At 63.6% G+C, this 19,117-nt stretch carries 17 protein-coding genes; 5 read left to right on the forward strand and 12 right to left on the reverse strand.

Annotated elements, in window-relative coordinates:
- Positions 1-14: 14 nt before the first annotated feature.
- From KI612_RS02865 to argH, 10 genes are all read right to left on the reverse strand, one after another.
- Complete coding sequence (locus tag KI612_RS02865) at positions 15-548, reverse strand: chemotaxis protein CheW (RefSeq protein WP_226442331.1); 534 nt, start codon at positions 546-548, stop codon at positions 15-17.
- A 3-nt stretch (positions 549-551) separates the two neighbouring features.
- Entirely contained in the window at positions 552-2,162 is a 1,611-nt protein-coding gene (locus tag KI612_RS02870; RefSeq protein WP_226442332.1) for a methyl-accepting chemotaxis protein, read from the reverse strand.
- An 88-nt stretch (positions 2,163-2,250) separates the two neighbouring features.
- Positions 2,251-4,665 carry a methyl-accepting chemotaxis protein gene (locus KI612_RS19865; RefSeq protein WP_319002979.1) on the reverse strand — a complete coding sequence of 805 codons (2,415 nt, stop codon included), beginning with the start codon at positions 4,663-4,665 and terminating at the stop codon, positions 2,251-2,253.
- A 5-nt stretch (positions 4,666-4,670) separates the two neighbouring features.
- Positions 4,671-6,809, reverse strand: coding sequence for a chemotaxis protein CheA (locus KI612_RS02885; protein ID WP_226442333.1), 2,139 nt, complete (start codon positions 6,807-6,809; stop codon positions 4,671-4,673).
- Positions 6,806-7,126, reverse strand: a complete 321-nt coding sequence (locus tag KI612_RS02890; RefSeq protein WP_226442334.1) for an STAS domain-containing protein — start codon at positions 7,124-7,126, stop codon at positions 6,806-6,808. The genes KI612_RS02885 and KI612_RS02890 overlap by 4 nt, the downstream gene beginning before the upstream one ends.
- A gap of 27 nt (positions 7,127-7,153) precedes the next feature.
- Positions 7,154-7,522 carry a response regulator gene (locus tag KI612_RS02895; RefSeq protein ID WP_226442335.1) on the reverse strand — a complete coding sequence of 123 codons (369 nt, stop codon included), beginning with the start codon at positions 7,520-7,522 and terminating at the stop codon, positions 7,154-7,156.
- A gap of 16 nt (positions 7,523-7,538) precedes the next feature.
- Positions 7,539-8,732, reverse strand: coding sequence for a methyl-accepting chemotaxis protein (locus tag KI612_RS02900; RefSeq protein ID WP_226442336.1), 1,194 nt, complete (start codon positions 8,730-8,732; stop codon positions 7,539-7,541).
- Entirely contained in the window at positions 8,729-9,334 is a 606-nt protein-coding gene (locus KI612_RS02905) for a MerR family transcriptional regulator (protein WP_226442337.1), read from the reverse strand. The genes KI612_RS02900 and KI612_RS02905 overlap by 4 nt, the downstream gene beginning before the upstream one ends.
- A 338-nt stretch (positions 9,335-9,672) precedes the next feature.
- On the reverse strand, positions 9,673-10,050 hold the full coding sequence (locus tag KI612_RS02910; protein WP_226442338.1) for an OsmC family protein: 378 nt from the start codon (positions 10,048-10,050) through the stop codon (positions 9,673-9,675).
- Positions 10,051-10,194: 144 nt separating this feature from the next.
- Complete coding sequence (gene argH, locus KI612_RS02915) at positions 10,195-11,583, reverse strand: argininosuccinate lyase (protein WP_226442339.1); 1,389 nt, start codon at positions 11,581-11,583, stop codon at positions 10,195-10,197.
- A 45-nt stretch (positions 11,584-11,628) separates the two neighbouring features.
- Between argH and KI612_RS02920 the strand changes: the two genes are divergently transcribed.
- The 5 genes from KI612_RS02920 (at position 11,629) to KI612_RS02940 (ending at position 15,158) form a co-directional block, all read left to right on the forward strand.
- The gene (locus KI612_RS02920; RefSeq protein WP_226442340.1) at positions 11,629-12,642 is read left to right on the forward strand and encodes a sensor histidine kinase; all 1,014 of its coding nucleotides are present in this window, start codon (positions 11,629-11,631) and stop codon (positions 12,640-12,642) included.
- The gene (locus KI612_RS02925) at positions 12,621-13,400 is read left to right on the forward strand and encodes a LytR/AlgR family response regulator transcription factor (RefSeq protein WP_226442341.1); all 780 of its coding nucleotides are present in this window, start codon (positions 12,621-12,623) and stop codon (positions 13,398-13,400) included. The genes KI612_RS02920 and KI612_RS02925 overlap by 22 nt, the downstream gene beginning before the upstream one ends.
- Positions 13,401-13,428: 28 nt before the next feature.
- Entirely contained in the window at positions 13,429-13,947 is a 519-nt protein-coding gene (locus KI612_RS02930; protein WP_226442342.1) for a glutaredoxin family protein, read from the forward strand.
- Positions 13,948-14,152: 205 nt separating this feature from the next.
- Positions 14,153-14,650, forward strand: a complete 498-nt coding sequence (locus KI612_RS02935; protein ID WP_226442343.1) for an ankyrin repeat domain-containing protein — start codon at positions 14,153-14,155, stop codon at positions 14,648-14,650.
- Between the two features lie 7 nt (positions 14,651-14,657).
- Positions 14,658-15,158, forward strand: coding sequence for a DUF411 domain-containing protein (locus KI612_RS02940; RefSeq protein ID WP_226442344.1), 501 nt, complete (start codon positions 14,658-14,660; stop codon positions 15,156-15,158).
- A 6-nt stretch (positions 15,159-15,164) separates the two neighbouring features.
- Here the strand turns inward: KI612_RS02940 and KI612_RS02945 are convergent, their stop codons facing one another.
- On the reverse strand, positions 15,165-16,424 hold the full coding sequence (locus tag KI612_RS02945) for an FAD-dependent oxidoreductase (RefSeq protein ID WP_226442345.1): 1,260 nt from the start codon (positions 16,422-16,424) through the stop codon (positions 15,165-15,167).
- Between the two features lie 7 nt (positions 16,425-16,431).
- Positions 16,432-19,032, reverse strand: a complete 2,601-nt coding sequence (pepN, locus tag KI612_RS02950; RefSeq protein ID WP_226442346.1) for an aminopeptidase N — start codon at positions 19,030-19,032, stop codon at positions 16,432-16,434.
- Positions 19,033-19,117: the final 85 nt, after the last annotated feature.

The raw sequence follows: 19,117 nt of genomic DNA on the forward strand, positions 1-19,117 counted from the left end.
GTTCATGCCCCGGATCAGGCGGCCAGCGAGGCCGGCTCTTGCCGCTCGGACAACGAGGAGAGCATGGACAGCTCGTCGACCGACAGCACCTGTCCCATATCGAGCAGGATGACAAAGCGACCGGCGATCTTGCCCATGCCGGAGATGAAGTCAGCCCGGATACGGGCACCGAAGGCCGGCGGCGGCTCGATTTCGGAGGGCGGTATCTCGAGCACTTCGCTGACCGTATCAACGACGATACCGATTACCTGGTGCTCGTCTGCGGCCCCGAGTTCGATGATGACAATGCAGGTGCGCCGCGTCACTTCGGTCGCCGGCGCGCCGAAGCGCGCCTTGAGGTCGATGACCGGGACGACCGCGCCGCGCAGGTTGATGACGCCGCGGATGCTGGGCGGCATCATCGGTACGGCGGTGATCTGGCCGTATTCGATGATTTCCTTGACGCTCAGCGTTTCGACCGCAAACATCTCGCCGCCCAGCGTGAAGGTCAGGTACTGGCGTGGTTCGGCCGCTGCTGCCGGAACTGAGGTGGTAACAGGCGCATTCATGGTTTAACCCTCGAATTGAACGAATTCGGCATGCGAGAAAGCTTGCTGTTTGGTCTTGCTTTTTGCCGTTGCCGGAGCCGGGTTGCGCGGGCTGCGGCTGGACGATGCGTGGCGCTTGCCGTTATCGACCCGGAAGAAGGCCATGAGCTGCGACAGACTTTCGGCTTGCGAACTCATTTCTTCGGCGGTGGCGGCAAGTTCTTCCGAGGACGACGCGTTCTGCTGCGTGGTCTGGCTGAGTTGGGTCATGGCGGCGTTGATCTGGCCGACACCGGCATTCTGTTCGTCGGAAGCCGAGGAGATTTCCTGGACCAGGTCGGAGGTCTTGGTGATGCTCGGGACAATTTCGTCGAGCAAGGCAGCAGCCCGCTCAGCCAGGGCAACGCTGTTCTTGGCGGTCTCGCTGATTTCCTGGGCGGCAATCTGGCTGCGTTCGGCCAGTTTGCGCACTTCGGCGGCAACCACGGCAAAGCCCTTGCCATGTTCGCCGGCACGGGCCGCTTCGATGGCGGCATTGAGGGCGAGCAGGTTGGTCTGGTAGGCGATGTCATCGACGATGCCGATCTTGTCGGCAATGCTCTTCATTGCCGCCGTCGTGGCACGCACGGCTTCGCCACCTTCGATGGCTTCCTTGGCGGCCTTGCTGGCCATGCCATCGGTCAGCTTGGCGTTGTCGCTATTCTGGGTCACCGAGGCCGCCATTTCTTCCATCGAGGCCGAGGTTTCCTCAACCGAGGCAGCCTGTTCCGAGGACGACTGCGACAGGCTTTGCGCCGTTGCCGAGACTTCTTCCGAGGCGCTGGACAGGGATTCTGCGGTGCCGCGCACTTCGGCAATGGTCGAGGCCAGACGCTCGACCATGCCGCCCAGGTTGAAGAGCAGACTGTCGCTGTCGCCCGGCTTGGTATCGACACGCACCGTCATGTCGCCCTCGGCCATGGCTTTGATGATATCGGCGGCATATGCCGGCTCGCCACCCAGTTGCTGCATCAGGCTGCGGGTAATGAAGAAGCCGATCAGGCTGACGGCGACGAGTGTTGCCAGACCGGTGATGATGGCGACCCAGCGGGCGCTTGATTCGGTAGCGGCGGCTTCGTCGGACGCCTTCTTGCCGAGTTCGGCGTTGTACTGACGGTGATCCTCGAAGGCATCCCAGAGGCGGGCCATGAGTGCCTGGTTGGCCATCGCCAGGTCGCGCGCTTCTTCCATCTTGTTGACCCGCGACAGTACATAAATTTTTTCCCGCAACTGATCGTATTCGTTCAGTGCCGCCCGATCGGCAGCCAGCATGCTTTTGTCCTTGTCATCACTGAGCAGGGCTTCGTAGGATTTCAAAGCTTCATCCACCTTCTTGCGGTTGGCACTGATCCGTTCTTCGAGCTGCTGCATGGTCTTTTCATCCGATGCCGTAATGTGTTGCCAGAGCTGGGTACGCATGGCGGCCATCGGCGAGAATGCCTGGTCCAGGGCCAGGATGCTGGGCGCGGTATTGACATTGCCGTAATTGGCAGAGTTATAGACCCGGTTCATCTGGGTCAGGCCGAGAACGGCAAGGAGGATGATGCCGAATGCTGCGGACAGCACGAGGAAGATCATTTTTTTGGTGACGGTCATGATGGGCTCTCTTGAGAGTTTATCTGCCGCGCCAGGCGGCGCTGGCGGACGGAAGACTTTGAAAATGGATTAGGTGACGTTGCGTGCTTCAGCCTTCGAAGCTGATAAAGCCGGGACTGGAATGGCTGCGGGGGTTATGGCCGGGGCGTTTGCTGCGACTGGCCTGGCGTGGTTTCTCATGCGCTGTTTCGGTGTTGTCGCCAACCCGGAAAAATTGCATCAGTTGTTGCAACTGCTCGGCCTGGCCGCTCATTTCTTCCGAGGTGGCAGCCAGCTCTTCCGACGCCGAAGCGTTCTGTTGCGTTGCTTCGCTCAGTTGGACGATGGCGCTATTGATCTGCGAGGCTCCGGTGGTCTGCTCCTCGGATGCAGAGGCAATTTCCTGAACCAGGTCGGAGGTCTTGGCAATGCTCGGCACGATTTCGTTGAGCAGGGCGCCGGCCCGTTCTGCCAGATGCACGCTGCTCTTGGCGGTTTCACTGATTTCCTGGGCGGCAACCTGGCTGCGCTCGGCCAGCTTGCGGACTTCGGCGGCAACCACGGCAAAGCCCTTGCCATGCTCGCCGGCACGGGCCGCTTCGATGGCGGCATTCAAGGCCAGCAGATTGGTCTGGTAGGCGATGTCGTCGATGATGCCGATCTTGTCGGCGATGCTCTTCATCGCGGCCACCGTGCTCCTGACTGCTTCGCCGCCTTCGCCGGCTTCCTTCGAGGCCTTGCTGGCCATGCCGTCGGTGAGTCTGGCGTTGTCGCTGTTCTGGCTGATCGACGAGGTCATTTCTTCCATCGCCGCCGAGGTTTCCTCAACGCTGGCGGCCTGTTCGCTTGCCGATTGCGACAGGCTCTGGGCGGTGGCGCTGACCTCTTCCGCCGAGCCGGAGAGCGAGTTGGCGGCGTCGCGCACTTCGCCGATGATTTCGGCCAGCTTCTGCTGGGTCTGATTCACCGAGTTCTTCAGTTCGAGCAGGCTGCCCTGATAATTGCCGGTAATGCTGCGGCTCAGATCGCCGCCTTCCATCGCTTGCATGACGCTCATCGCTTCGTTGAGCGGCAGCACGATGGCATCGAGAGTGCCGTTGATGCCGTCGATGATGCGGAAAAAGTCGCCGCGATGGCGGCTGGCATCGGCGCGTACGTCGAGTTGGCCGGCGTGGGCGGCCTGGGCCAGCATCTGGGTGTCGGCGACCAGCGCCTTGATGTTGGCGCGCACCTGCTCGACGGTATCGTTGATGAAAGCCTTCTTGCCCGGGAACTGTTCGAGCGGGGCATCGCAATTGCCTTCGCCGAACTCCCTGATGCAGGCCATGGCCTTTTTCTTGACATTGATGTGGCCGGCGACCATGTCATTTACGCCCTGTGCCATGAACTGGAAGTCGCCCTTGAACTTGCCGGTGTCGATCTGAACGTCGATGTCGCCCTTGTCGTGCTCGGCGCTCATGTGACGCATGTCGGCGATGAAGGCCTGCAGGTTGCGCCGCATCTGTTCGATGGTGTCGTTGATGAAGGCCTTCTTGCCCGGGAACGGTTCGAGCGGTGCTGCGAAATTGCCTTCGCCGAACTCCTTGATGCAGGCCATGGCTTTCTTTTTGACGGCGATATGGCCGCCGACCATGGCATTGACGCCCTGTGCCATGAACTGGAAGTCGCCCTTGAACTTGCCGGTGTCGATCTGGACGTCGATGTCGCCCTTGTCGTGCTCGGCGCTCATGTGGCGCATGTCGGCGATGAAGGTCTGCAGGTTGTCGCTCATCTCGCGGATGGCGGCCATCAGGCTGCTTGTATCGCCGGCCTTCAGTTCGATCGGCGTACTCAGATCGCCGGCGGCGACGCGGCGAGCAATGGCCGCTGCCTGATCAGGCTCGCCGCCGAGCTGGCGCAACAGGTTGCGGGTGATCAGCAGGCCGATCACGCTCAACGCACCCAGGGTGAGGACGAGCACGGCGGACAGCATGACCAGAGCCTTCTGTTCAGTGGCGGCGGCATTTTCCGCTGCCGTCCTGGCCAGTTCGACGTTGTACTGCATGTGTTCGTCGAAAGCGGCATTGATCTTGTGGGAAAGAGCGGCCGTCAAATTGAGTTGGGCTTTTGCCTCGTCGATTTTGCCGCTTTCCCGAAGAACCGCGAATTTCGCCAGAGCTGCTTCATATTCAGCGAGTGCGGTACGGTCGGCAGCAAGCAGAGCGCGGTCCTTTTCGTCTGAAATCAGGCTTTCGTATTTTTTCAGGGCGGCAAACAACAATTCACGATTGTTATTGCCTTTTTCCTGTTCCTGACTGCGTTCGACATCACTTTCGGCCTGGCGCAGGCGATAGATGCGGACGCGCCAGCGGCCGAATTGTTCGACCGCCTGGCTCAGCGTCACGATGCTCGGGACGCTGTTCAGATTGGCGTAATTTGCCGCCGTGAACACCTGTCTGGTCTGAAATATGGCAATGCCGGCCAGAAGCAGGGCGCCGATGATGCCGGACAAGACGAGCAGGATCATTTTCTTGCTGACGCTCATGGTGCTTACTCCTTGGTGGCGATACATGCTTCCTGGGCTGCGCCAGGAACATGTTGGTTGATTGCGGTGGTCTGTTTGATCAGGCCGGGAATGTCGAGAATCAGCGCGACTTCGCCGCTGCCCAGGATGGTCGAACCGCCGATGCCACGGATCTGGCTGAAGACCTTGCCGAGCGGCTTGATGACGGTCTGGAATTCGCCCATCAGGCGATCGACAACGAGCCCGGCGCGTTGTCCGGCGTACTGGACGACCACGACGTTCTCGCGTGCCGGGGCGGGGGCGGCGACCTCGAATTGCTCGCGCAGCCGGACGAAGGGGAGCACGCCGCCACGCAGATTGAGATAGTCCGGTGCCTTCTGCTCGCTGACCGGGGGCGGCGGCAGTTCGATGCACTCGACCACCATGTCGAGCGGCAGCACGTAGGATGCCGCGCCGACGCCAACCATGAAGCCGTCGATGATGGCCAGGGTGAGCGGCAGGCGGATGCGTACCGTGGTCCCGACACCTTCGATGCTTTCAATGTCCACCGTGCCGCGCAGGGCCTGGATGTTGCGCTTGACGACGTCCATGCCGACGCCGCGCCCGGACAGCTTGCTGACCTGTTCGGCGGTGGAGAAACCGGGTTCGAAAACCAGGTTGAAGATTTCCTTGTCGGACAGGCTCTGGTTTTCGCTGACCAGGCCGCGTTCGATGGCCTTTTGCAGGATGCGGTCCTTTTTCAGGCCGCCGCCGTCGTCGCTGACTTCGATGACGATGCTGCCGGATTCGTGGAAGGCATTCAGGCGGAGCTGGCCGACTGCCGGTTTGCCGCGGGCGAGGCGAACGTCGGCCGCTTCGATGCCGTGATCCATCGAGTTGCGGACGATGTGGGTCAGCGGATCGCCGATCTTTTCGACGACGGTCTTGTCGAGTTCGGTGTCGCCGCCGCGGATGTCGAGCTCGATGTCCTTGCCGATTTCCCTGGCGACATCGCGTACGACGCGGCGGAAACGATTGAAGGTGGCGCCGATCTGCACCATGCGCAGGGTCAGTGCCGAGTCGCGGACATTCTCGACCAGGCGCGAAACCTGCGCCGTTGCTTCAGTGAGTTCGGGCGCCTTGAACTTGCGGGCAACCATGCTGGCACCGGCACCGGCGATGATCAGTTCACCGACCAGATCGATCAGCTGGTCGAGCTTGGCGGCATCGACCCGGATCAGGCTGGTTTCGGCGGTCCGGCTCTCCTTGCCCGGCGCATCGGCTGTTTCACTGCCTGCTTCAGGCTGGCTGGTCCCGACTTCATCTTCCGGCGCATCGAGGCGGATGATCTCCTCGGCATTCAGACTACCCAGCGCCAGCAGGATTTCACGCATGTCCGGGTCCTTGCTCAGCGCGCCAACCATCTGGCGATATTCGGCCAGAGGTGCGTGCGGCGCGATCAGGTGGATCAGACAGTCGTCGCGGATGAAGTCGAAGGCGCCGTCGATTTCGGCGCGGCTGCCCGGGCTGGCCAGGGCCAGTTCGAAGCCGAGATAACAGGCTTCCGGATCAATTTCGGCGAGCATGGGCACGGCATCGGTGATGCTGCGGATGGCCGTGATTTCGCCCTGGGTTGCCAGATAGCGCAGGATGGACACGGGGTCCATGCCCTGGCGCAGCACATCCGGGCCAAAACGCAGGGAAACGTGCCAGTTGGCATTGGCGACGCCCGCTATATCGGCAGCTGACACGGCGCCGGATTTCTCCGCACAGGCATCGGTGACGATTGCTGTGCCGAGGTAGGTTTCCAGACTGCTCACCAGCGCCTGGCCGACGGCATTGACGGAAGCGTCCGGGGTCTGGTGGGCAGCCAGCAGTTCGATCAACTGGCCCATGTAGTCGCCGGCCTTGAGCAGCAGGGCGCCGAGTGCCTCATCGAGTTTGATCTCGTTGTTGCGGACGCGATCAAGCACGCTTTCGGCAACGTGCGTGAAGGCGACAATGTGGTCGAGTCCGAACAGGCCGGCACTGCCCTTGATGGTGTGGGCGGCGCGGAAGATGGCATTGATCGTTTCCGGATCGTTTGGCCGGCTTTCCATGTCGAGCAGGGCTTCTTCCATCTGCTGCAGCAATTCGCGGCTTTCGGCAATGAAGGTCTGCAGGGCGTCGTCGAGATCCATGCTCATGGTTGTTCCCCGTGGCCGAGACTTTGCATGTTCACGTTCAGGGACTGCATCAGCTGGGCAAAGTCGAGCAGGGCACGGACGACCGAGCTGCACTGGCCGAAATGCAATTGGCGTCCTTCCCCGGCGGCCTGGCGCTGCACGGCGAGCAAAAGTTGCAGGCCGGCGCTGTCGATTTCGCTGACCTCGGCAAGTTCAAGCCGGATGTCGTCATTGCCGGCCATTTCATTGACCAGCTTGTCCCGCCATTCGCTGGCGGTGTATATGGTCAGCTCGCCGTTGATGAAAATCTGGCGGCTGCCTTGGGCGGACTCGTTCATGATGGTTTCTCCGTGGGGCCGGGGTGATCAGGGCAGGATCAGCTTGCCGACCGCGGCAAGCATCTGGGCCGGCTGGAAGGGCTTGACCACCCAGGCCTTCGCCCCGGCCGCCTGGCCGGCCTGTTTCTTGGTGTCGCCGGCTTCGGTGGTGAGCATGATCACCGGCGTGAATTTGTAGGCCGGCAATTGCTTGCTTTCCTTGACGAAGGTGATGCCGTCCATGTTCGGCATGTTTACGTCGCTGATGATCAGGTGGATCTTGCGGCCGTCGAGCTTCTTCAGGCCGTCGACGCCGTCGCAGGCTTCGATGACGTCGTAACCGGCGCCCTTGAGGGAAATGCTGACGACTTGCCGCAGCGAGGCGGAGTCATCGACGATCAGGATGGTTTTTGCCATGGGATTTCTCCGTATTTCAGAAAAAGGTGATCTCGTCGGCAGCAGCGGCGCCGGGCTTGGCGCCGCCGTGCTGGAGCTGGTGCTGTTCGGGGGTGGTGAATTTCTCGGCCATTTCGGCCAGCCAGGCGGTGCTGTCGATTGCGCCGGCCGGGCGGCCAGCGGCGGCCTCGCGGCTTGCGTTGAGTACGCGGTCTTCAAGGCGGCGCAGATCGTTGCGGACATGGTCGAGCACCTGTCCAACGCGGTCCTGGAATTGCAGGGCAACCAGGACTTCGCCGATTTCCTGGCCAATATGCTCGCCTTCGCGGGTCAGCGTGTTGGCGTTTTCCACCAGTACATCTGCCGCATCGCGAAACCGTGCCACGACATCGCCGATCTGCTGGCCGGAGTTGCTGAGCAGCTTGAGTTCCTGTTCGGCGTACTGCTGCGAGGTGTCAAGCGTGTTGCTGATGCTGCGATTGACGACGGCAACCGTCTCGGCGATCTTGCGGCCGGTGTCGCCGGACAGCGAGGACAGTTTGCGGACTTCATCGGCGACCACGGCGAAGCCGCGTCCGGCTTCGCCGGCCCGGGCGGCTTCGATGGCGGCATTGAGGGCCAGCAGGTTGGTCTGCTTGGCGATTTCGCCGACACCGCGGGCCATCGATTCGAGTTGACTGGTCATGCCGGACAATTCGCGCATCTGTTGCAGCAGGATGTCCTTGTTGGCCAGCGTGCCCTGCAGGTCGGTGATGATGCCGTTGAGTTCGGCCTCGCTGCTGGCCAGAAGACTGACCATGTCGACGCCGTCGTCTGAGCGCACCGTGCTGACCGCACTCTGGATGCGTCCGGAAAGATCGGCAAAACGGCTGCTCAGGGCGGTGATCGAGTCCTCGGTCTGGGTGTGCACGATATCGATCTGGCTGGCCCACAAGGGCAGCACCTGCGAGCACAATTGATCTAGACCCTGCAGGCGCTGGGTTGCCGCCGCATCGAGTGCTTCTTGCGTTGATGCCGTGGCCTGGTCGTTCCAGGCGCGGCGGGCCGTCTTTTCGCCGTGGCGCAGCCAGAACATGCCGCCAGCCGCAGCAAGCAGGATCGCGCCGACGCTGAGCAGCATGCTGCCGGAAAAGCCATCGCGCAGGATGCTGCTCAGGCAGCCGGCCAGTGTCGGCAGGGCGAGGGAAAACGCCATCGTCCGGGTCAGTGATGGCAGCGTTTGTTTGCTCATGCTTTTCTCCGATGGTTTTGGCGCCCCTGGATAAAAGCGCGAATCAAGCGTTGCAGTTCATCTTTGGCGGGCGGTTTGCCGAGCAGGATGAATTCGCCCGGTAACTGCCGGCGCAGTTCGGCCATGGCGGCGTGATCGGGCGCGAGGGCAATGAGCAGGGTGCCGGCGAGATGGGATGTGCCGGATTCGCGGTCGTGCTGCTGCAGGCTTCCGACATCGAGGGTGGCGAGGTTGGCGATCAGGACATCCGGCGTTTTCTCGCCGAGGCTGAGCAGGCTTTCGAAGGCCGTCGCCGAAAGCTGGACCTTGCTGTTCGGGAAGGCGGCGAGCAGTGCCTCGCCGAGATCTTCACGTTCGTCCTGTCCGGTTTCGATGACCAGGATGGAAAGTGCTTCCTCGCTTCCCTGGTCGGTCGCCAATTTTTGCTGCTCGACGATCAGGGCGAGTGAACTGCGCAGGATGCGACGATGCCCGCCCGGGGTTTTCCAGGCTTGCAGCAGGCCGTTTTCAACCCAGAGCTGGGCGGCGCGCACGCTGATGCCGAGAATCCTGGCGGCTTCGCTGGTGGAGCAGGTAGCAGGGATGGCGGGTTTGGTTGTCATGGTTTCGCTTGTTAGTTTTGTTCATATTAACAGATTTGTTGAATTTAACAATAGTTTATAGTTTTTACAGTTATTAATATTTTCTCGGGTGGCCGTAAACGCAGAAAGCGCCTTGCAGGAAGGCGCTTTCGCGGTGGAAAAATTTTTTCAGCGGGGCTTTGCGTCAGGGGGTTTCTGATCGCACCATGATCAATCCGGATGGCTGTCGTAGCGGCCGCGTCGGAAAAGGCGGGGGCTGACGCGGCCCCATGGCTGGTTTGCGGCACGCCATAAAAGAAAAGCCCGCCGATTGGCGGGCTTGGCGACGGCTTGCGGGCTGCCGGCAGGCAGCCTGACGATCAGACTTCGGCGACCTGGAAGTCGATGTTCGGACCGTCCTGAACAACTTCCTTGACAGCACAATGTGTAATGCTCTCGAGCACGGCGGCTTTTTGCTCGGCGGTGAAGCCTTCCGGGAAGCGGACGTCCGTCTTGAATTTCGCCAGCGAGAGCGGACCCTGAGTACCGGCGAAGGGCTTGCAGTTGATCTCGATGCCGGCGGCGGAAATGCCCAAACCCTTGCAGGCTTTCTTGGCAAAAACGGCGGCGCAGGCGGCAAGCGAGGCGTAGAAGGCTTCCAGCGGGTTCATCAGCGAGCCGTCGAGCGAATAGCTGGCTTCGTACTTGCTGGTGGTGACTTTGATGAGCGGGGTGCTGTCGACAACGGTGGCGTACATGCTGATCTTCCTTGATGTTGGTTTTCTGGTTCTGGCGGGTGATCTGGCGATCACGACGTCACAATATAATAAACCGCTAATATGTTTGGCGCAAAAAAAGACCGTCGGCAGTTGCCGGCGGTCTTTGCGTCTGCTGGCGGAAAATCAGGCCAGACGGGCGCGGGCGCGGGCGATGGCGGCCCGGACCTGGTTCGGGGCGGTGCCGCCGATATGGTTGCGCGAGGCGAGCGAGCCCTCAACGGTCAACACGGCAAAAACGTCATTTTCCACCTGCGGGCAGAAGGCGCGCAGTTCTTCCAGGCTCAGTTGCGGCAGGTCGACGCCCTTCTGTTCGGCGGCCTTGACGGCGTGGCCGACGGCTTCGTGCGCGTCGCGGAAGGGCAGGCCCTTCTTGACCAGGTAGTCGGCGAGGTCGGTGGCGGTGGCAAAGCCCTGGGTCAGCGCGGCCTGCATGTTCTCGGCACGCACCGTGATGCCACCGGCCATGTCGGCGAAGATGCGCAGCGTGTCGGTGACGGTGTCGACGGCGTCGAACAGCGGCTCCTTATCTTCCTGGTTGTCCTTGTTGTAGGCCAGCGGCTGCGACTTCATCAGGGTCAGCAGGCTCATCAGCTGGCCATAGACGCGGCCGGTCTTGCCGCGCGCCAGTTCCGGCACGTCCGGATTCTTTTTCTGCGGCATGATCGACGAGCCGGTGCAGAAGCGGTCGGCGATCTGGATGAAGCCGACGCGCGGGCTCATCCACATCACCAGTTCTTCCGACAGGCGGCTGATGTGCATCATCAGCAGGGCGCAGGCCGAGGTGAATTCGATGGCGAAATCGCGATCCGACACGGCATCCAGCGAGTTCTCGCAGACGCCTTCGAAGCCCAGCTGTTCGGCGACATATTCGCGGTCGATCGGGTAGGTCGTGCCGGCCAGTGCGGCAGCGCCGAGCGGCAGGCGGGCGACGCGCTTGCGGCAGTCGGCGTAGCGCTCGGCATCGCGGCCGAACATCTCGAAATAGGCCAGCATGTGGTGGCCGAAGGTCACCGGCTGGGCGACCTGCAGGTGCGTGAAGCCAGGCATCGGCGTTGCTGCTTCCTTCTCGGCCAGATCGACCAGGGCCGAGCGGAAGGCCTTGATCAGGACCAGGATGTCGTCGATCGAGTCACGCAGGTAGAGGCGGATGTCGGTGGCGACCTGGTCGTTGCGCGAACGGCCGGTGTGCAGGCGCTTGCCGGCATCGCCGACGAGGGCGGTGAGGCGCTTCTCTATATTCAGATGCACGTCTTCGAGATCGAGCGACCATTCAAACTTGCCCGATTCGATTTCCTCGGTGACGATCGCCATGCCGCGCTCGATGTCGGCCAGGTCGGCGGCGGCGATGATGCCCTGCTTGGCCAGCATGCGGGCGTGCGCCAGCGAGCCGCGGATGTCCTGACGCCACATGCGCTGGTCGAAGTCGACGGAAGCGGTATAGCGTTTGACGAGATCGGAAACCGGTTCGGAGAAACGGCCGGCCCAGGTGTATTGCGTGGCGTTGGAAGTCATGTCTTTGGTCTAGAATCGGGAAATCAGGCGCAAATTGCACAGAGAATGACAAGTATACGGCACTTTCCCGCGACTCACCCCCTGCCCGACTGGCGCAATTTCGGGGTCATGTTGCGCGTGCTGCTCGGCATCAATGGCCTGGCGCTGCTCGCCGCGCTCGTCATGGCGCCCGATATCGCCGGCTGGCCGGGGCGTTTCATCGAACTGACGGCGGTCGTCGAGCCCTTGCTGCTGATCGGCCTGGCTTCGCTTGCCTTCCTGCGCGATGTGCTCTGGCGCCTGCCGCTACGGCTCGGGCAGTTTCTCGTTTTGGCCCTGGTCGGCGGGTTGACCGGTGGGCTGTTCATTTACTGGCAGTCATTGATGCTCAGCGAAGGCGGCAGTCCGGGCCGCGCCATCCTGCTCGCGCTGGCCGCCACGGCGCTGTTGCTGCTCTATTTCGAGCTGCGCGCCCGCGCCTTTTCGCCGGCGCAGAGCGAAGCCCGGCTGGCGGCGCTGAATGCGCGCATCCGGCCGCATTTCCTGTTCAACTCGCTGAATGCCGTGCTGTCGCTGATCCGCGCCCGGCCGCAGCAGGCCGAGGCCGCGCTGGAGTCCCTGTCCGACCTGTTCCGTGCCGCGATGCGCGATCCCGGCGAACTGGTCAGCCTGGCCGACGAAATCGCCCTCGGCAAGCAATACCTCGAACTCGAATATCTGCGCCTGGGCGAGCGCCTGGCGGTCGACTGGCAAATCGGGGCGGTTTCCATGGCCTTGCCGATTCCGCCGCTGATGCTGCAGCCCTTGCTGGAAAATGCCGTCTACCACGGCATCGAGCCGGCACCGGAAGGCGGCACGGTACGCATAGGGCTGGCGCAGCGCGGCGACGAATTGCACATCAGCATTGCCAACCCGACCGTCGGTCAGACCGCGCACGCCGCCGGCAACCACATGGCGCTGGCCAATATCCGCGAACGCCTGGCCTTGTATTACGATCTTGAGGCCCGTCTCGAAATCGAAACCGGCGATCACCGCTACGAGGTTCGCATCGTCCTGCCATGCCGTCAGAAAATCCGCTGAAAATCCTCATCGTCGATGACGAGCCGCTGGCCCGCGCCCGCCTGCGCGAGCTGCTCGGCGACATTGCCGTCCAGTTGCCGAGCGCGGTGGTCGGCGAAGCGGTCAACGGTCTCGCCGCCCTCGATTTCCTGCGCGAGAACCCGGTCGACGTCGTGCTCGCCGACATCCGCATGCCGGGCATGGATGGCATCGAGCTGGCCGGCCATCTCGGCGCCCTGGCCAAACCGCCGGCCATCATCTTCACCACCGCCTACGACAACTACGCGGTGCAGGCCTTCGATCTCAACGCCGTCGATTACCTGTTGAAGCCGGTGCGCGCGCAACGCCTGCTTACCGCGCTGCACAAGGTCGCCGCCGCACCGCCGCTCAACCCCGAATTGCTCGGCAGCATCGGCCAGGCCGTGCGCGGCAGCGGCCGCACCCATCTTTCCTGCCAGGAGCGCGGCCGCCTGCTGCTGGTGCCGGTCGCCGAAGTGCTCTACTTCAAGGCCGATCTGAAATACGTCACGGCGCGCACGATCGAGCGTGAATACCTGCTCGACGAGGCGCTGACCCATCTCGAAAACGAATACGCCGAGCGTTTCATCCGCCTGCACCGCGCCGTGCTGGTTGCCCGTTCGGCGCTGGCCGGTTTTGAAAAAGCGGCCGGCGACGATGCCGAAGCCTACGGCTGGGCCTTGCTGCGCGGCGTGCCGGAGAAGCTGCCGGTCAGCCGCCGGCAATGGGCGCCGGCCAAGGCGCTGGTCAAGAGCGCCTGATCACACTTAACGAAAGCGAGCGCCTGCCATGCTCCCGATTTGCCCCCATTGCGGTCATGCCCGCACCGCCAATGCCGAGGTGCCCGACTGGCAGTGTCCGGCTTGTGGCAAGGCCTACGCCAAGGTCGACGCGCACCTGTCTCCGGCTGAGCGCCGTCAGTACGGCCGCATCGAGGTGCCGGAAAACCGGGGCGGCGGTAGCAAATGGCTGCTCTTGCTGCTGGTTTTCGGTGCGCTGCTGTGGTTCACCCGTCCGCTCTGGCAGGCACGGGTCAAACCGCCGGAGCCGGTCGTTGCCATCGGCCAACCCGCGGTGCATCTCTATGCCACCGACTGGTGCGGCTATTGCAAGGCGAGCCGCGAGTTCTTCCACACCAACGGCATCCGCTATACCGAGCACGACATCGAAAAAAGCACGGAAGCGCTCAACACGCATCGCAAGCTGGGCGGTAACGGCGTGCCGCTGATCGTCGTCGGCGACGAGGTGGTCAATGGCTACAACGAAGACCACCTGCGCCAGTTGTTGCGGCCCTGGATCAGGGGCTGAACGCAGGCGGCGCCTGACGGTGAACCGCGGAAAACAGGCGATTTCCGGCAGTTGACCGCTGGCCGGGGGCGCCGTGCCCCGACTTTGGCGACAGGGCGGGCCGGCCCGTCGGCGATTCCGGAATAACTTGTTGTAAAACAATTTTTTCCCGATTCTTCGGTCGCATAATGCCCTTCCCCTGATGACTTGCTGGATCTTCTGCATCATGCAAAGCGCAAACTCCCTGTTGTCCCTGTGTCTCGCTGTTTCCCTGCTTTTCTCCGGACCGCTGGCCGCCGGCGAATTGCAGGCCAGTTCGGCCGACCAGCCGATCCACGACGCGGCGCGCGCCGGTTCTGGCCAGGCGGTCAGCGCCCTGCTCAAGGCCCAGCCGGCCAGCCGCGACGCGCGTACCGCCGTGGGTTCGACGCCCTTGCACCTGGCAGCGACCAATCCCGATCTCGGTGCCATCAAGGCGCTGATCGCGGCCGGCGCCGATTGCAATTCGCGCGATCTCGACGGCCTGACCCCGCTGCACATGGCGGCCTATACGCAGAACGCGCGCCAGGCCCGGTTGCTGCTCGAATGCGGCGCCGACCCCTATGCCAAGACCAATGCCGGGCGCGATCCGACCTCGATGGCGCGCAAGACGATGTCGAACGAAGTGGCCGGTGTCATTTCGCTGTGGCTGCTCAAGGGCTGCGTTGCCGGCAAGCCGTGCTGAGATGAACATGCTGCTCCGACTCTGCCTTGCCCTCGGCCTGTGTGCCGCCTTGCCCGCGCTCGCCGCCGATCCGGTCGACCGTCCGGAAATCGAGATTTTCATGCCTTCGCCCTGCCTGGCCTGCATCGACTGGGGCGCCTACCTGGCCGATAACGGTTTCCGCGTCAGCTACAAGGAGACGGCCGACATGGCTGCGGTCAAGAAACGCTGGCGCGTGCCGGCGGCGTTGCAATCGACGCATACGGCGGTGGTCGCCGGCTATTTCGTCGAAGGCCACGCGCATGCCGAGGATATCCAGGAACTGCTGCGCGAGCGGCCCAAGGCGCGTGGCATCACGGTGCCGGGCTGGCCGCGCGGTGCGCCCGGGCGCGAACTGTCGAATCCGACCTGCGAAACGGCGTGCACGACGCTGGACAACACCACTGGCGAGCGCGAAGTGCGCCGCGATCTCTACGAAACCCTGCTCGTCAAGCCGGACGGCTCAACCCGTACCTGGGCCCGGCACTAGCCGGCCCTACAGGCCGAGTTCGGCGAACATCGCGCTCGCCCAGCGCCGGTCTTCATCCTCGGCCTGCGGGAAGTGAGTCTGCTTGACCGTCTGCTGGATCAGGCCGTCGGCGCGGAAGCGGAAATCGGTATCGATGCGGCTGATCTCGAGCGGGCTGACCCGGCGCACGACATAGCAACTGCTTGACGGCAGGCTCTTGCCCGGCACCTTGCCGGCGGCCCGCGTCGCAATCTCCTGTGCTGCGATGGCGCCCTGGCGCGCCGCGATCTGGCCGGTCTTCGGGTAGAAGCCGAACAGCGGCGAAGCCTTGTCCACCATGTCGCCGACCAGGAAGACGCGCTCGTCGCCGGGGACATGCAGATGCACCGGGTCCTGCGCCGCCCAGCCGCTCGTCTTGCCGTCCTTGCCTTGGCCGACCAGGCCGGCCTGCCAGGCAATGTCGGCGGTCTGTTGCGGCGGCGCGAGGATGGCGTCGGCGAAATCGATGGTCTCGAAATCGGTAGTCAGGCGTTTTTTGTAGGGGTCGAGCGTATTGATCCGCGCCTGCGGGAAATAGCTGATCTGCTCGCTGTAACTGTCGCGGAAGACGCGGTCGAAGGCGAGCGCCGGCTGGTTCGGGTCGAGCACCAGCAGGCGGCCCTTGATGCGCTTTTCCTTGAGCCACCAGGCAAGCATCACGGCGCGTTCGTAAGGCGCCGGCGGGCAGCGGTAGGGCATGGGCGGGATGGTCATCACCAGGTCGCCGCCCGTGAAGGTTTCCAGGCGCGCCTTGAGGCGCAGCAGTTCGTCGCCGCCGGTGAAGGCCGAACCGAAATGCTGGCGGGTATGGCTGGCGGCGGCAGCATCGTCGCCGAACCAGCTCGTGAAATCCTCGCGGATGCCGGCGGCGAGCACCAGCCAGTCGTAGTCGAGCGTCTCGGTGCGGGTGACGACCTGGCGCCGCGCGCGCTCGATGGCGATCACCTCGGCCTGCAGGAAGCGATAGCCGTGGCGGCTGGCGGCGGCCGCGTAGTCGTAGACCAGCGGCTCATTGCCGGCGAGGCCGACCAGCCAGCGGTTGGACAGCGGTAGCGAGCGGAACTCGGCGTTGCGCTCAAGCATGACGACTTCGAGGCCCGGCGCCAGCTGGCGCAATTGCCGGGCCGCGGCGAGGCCGCCCCAGCCGCCGCCGACGATGACGACGCGCCCGCTGCGGGCGCGCACCAGCGGCGTGGCGGCGAGGGCGCCGAGCGCGAGCCCGGCTTGCAGCAATTGGCGGCGTTGCATGCCGGGCTCAGCCGAGGGCGCGCGTGACCACTTCGAGCACGTCGCGCGACAGGCCGGCGTGATCGCGGATGCGTTCGAGCGCGGCGCGGGCGTGGGCCTGGCGGCCGGCGTCGAACTTCTTCCAGCGGTCGAAGCAGCGCGCCAGGCGCGAGGCAACCTGCGGGTTGCGGTCGTGCAGGGCGATGACTTGGTCGGCGATGAAAGCGTAGCCGCTGCCGTCGGCGGCGTTGAAGCGGACAAGATTGGCGCCGAAAGCGCGGATCAGCGCGTAGATCTTGTTCGGATTGCCGGCGTCGAAGGCCGGATGTGCCGTCAGCGCCTTGACCGTGGCCAGCGTGTCGGGGCGGCGGCTGGTCGATTGCGCCTGCAACCACTTGTCGACGACCAGCGCTTCGTCCTTCCACTTGGCGTAGAAGTCGGCGAGCGCCTGTTCGCGCTGCGGGCAGTCGGCGGCATTGACGTTGGCCAGCGCGGCGAGCGCGGCGAACTGGTCGGTCATGTTGTCAGCTGTCTTGAACTGCTGCAAGGCGAGCTGGCGGACGGACAGGGTGTCGAGTTCGAGCAGGTAGGACAGGCACAGGTTGCGCAGGGCGCGGCGGCCGGCCTGCTCGCTGCTCGGTGCGTAGGCTTCCTGTACGGTCAACCCGGCGTAGAGGCCGGAAAACTCGCCTTCGAGCTGTTCGGCGAGATGCCGGCGCAGGCCGTTGCGGGCGGCGTGCAGGGCGTCCGGATCGACGACCGTCATCAGTTCGGCGAGCGTCGTTTCGCCGGGCAGGGTCAGCGCTTCGGCGACGAAGGCGGCGCCGCGCTGGGCTTGCGTCTGGAGCAGCTTGCGCGCGGCATCGACGAAACTGGCCGGCCAGACCGGCTCCTGACCGGCGGCGATGGCCGCGGCGGCGTCGAGGATCAACTGCGTTGCCAGGCGCTGGCCGGCTTCCCAGGCATTGAACGGGTCGGATTCGTGCGCCAGCAGCACGGTCAGCTGTTCCGGCGTGTAGTCGAAATCGAGATAGACCGGCGCCGAGAAGTCGCGCAGCAGCGACGGCACCGGCTCGGCGGTGATCTCGTTGAAGACGAAGGACTGCGTCGTCGCGGTGAGCTGCAGCAGGCGTTCGCTGCCCGGCAGCAGCGTGCCATCTTCGCTGAACAGCGCGACGCGGATCGGGATCAGATAAGGCGAGTCATCGCTGGCGCGCGGGTTGGCCTGCGTGCAGGTCAGCGTGTAGGTCTTGCTTTCGGCATCGAAAAAGCCGTCGACCGTGACGCGCGGCGTGCCCGGTTGGCGGTACCAGCGCATGAACTGCGTGAAGTCGAAGCCGGAGGCGGCGGCCATCGCCGCGACGAAATCCTCGCAGGTCACGGCCTGGCCGTCGTGGCGGCGGAAGTATTCGTCCATGCCGGCGCGGAAGCCGTCGCGGCCGATCAGCGTCTGGATCATGCGGATGACTTCGGCGCCTTTTTCATAGACGGTCGCCGTGTAGAAATTATTGATTTCGACGAAGCTCTCGGGCCGGATCGGGTGCGCCATCGGGCCGGCATCTTCCGGGAACTGCCCGGCGCGCAGGCCGCGCACCTCGCGGATGCGGGCGGTCTGCCGGTTGTGCAGGTCGGCGCCGAATTCCTGGTCGCGGAAAACCGTCAAACCCTCCTTCAGCGACAGCTGGAACCAGTCGCGGCAGGTGACGCGGTTGCCGGTCCAGTTGTGGAAATACTCGTGCGCGACGACGCGGTCGATATTCTCGAAGTCGACGTCGGTGGCAACATCGCTGCGCGCCAGCACATACTTCGTGTTGAAGATGTTGAGGCCCTTGTTCTCCATGGCGCCCATGTTGAAATCGCCGACCGCGACGATCATGTAATGGTCGAGATCGCATTCGAGGCCGAAGCGTTGCTCGTCCCACTGCATCGATTTCTTGAGCGCTTCCATCGCGTGCGGGCACTGGTCGAGCTTGCCCGGCTCGACGTAGATGGCGAGCTGCACGCTGCGACCGGAAGCCGTCTGGAAAGTGTCGAACAGGCCGTCGAGCTTGCCGGCGACGAGCGCGAACAGGTAGGCCGGCTTCCTGAACGGATCGGCCCATTTTGCCCAGTGGCGGCCGTCGGCTTCCTCGCCGCTGGCCACCGGGTTGCCGTTGGCGAGCAGGATCGGGTAAGTCGCCTTGTCGGCGTGCAGCGTGGCCGTGTAGGTGGACATCACGTCCGGGCGGTCGAGGAACCAGGTGATCCGGCGGAAACCCTGCGCCTCGCATTGCGTGAAATAGCCGTCCTTGGAACGGTACATGCCGGACAGACGGGTGTTGCCGTCCGGCTTGATGCGCACGACCGTCTGCAGCGTGAAGCTGGCCGGCAGATCAGTAATGGTCAAGGTGCTGGCTGTCGCGGAAAACGGCACTTCGGCACCGTCGACCGTGATGGCGATGGTTTCCAGTTCTTCGCCATCAAGCACCAACGGCTGCACGACAACTGCCGGATTGCGGCGCATGGCCAGCGTGGCGGTGACGACGGTGCTGCCGGTTTCGATGCTGAAATCGAGGTCGACCGTGTCGACCAGGTAAGCGGGCGGGGTGTAGTCCTTGAGATAGACGGTCTGCGGGGTATCGGTTTTCATGGTTTGACGCTGCGGGGGACGAGAACGCCCGATGATACGTCAAGCCGCCGCTGCCTGCCCCAATGCAAAACGCCCCGGCCGGTGG

It is taken from the genome of Quatrionicoccus australiensis (genome assembly GCF_020510525.1).
Taxonomy (GTDB): Bacteria; Pseudomonadota; Gammaproteobacteria; order Burkholderiales; family Rhodocyclaceae; genus Azonexus; species Azonexus australiensis_B.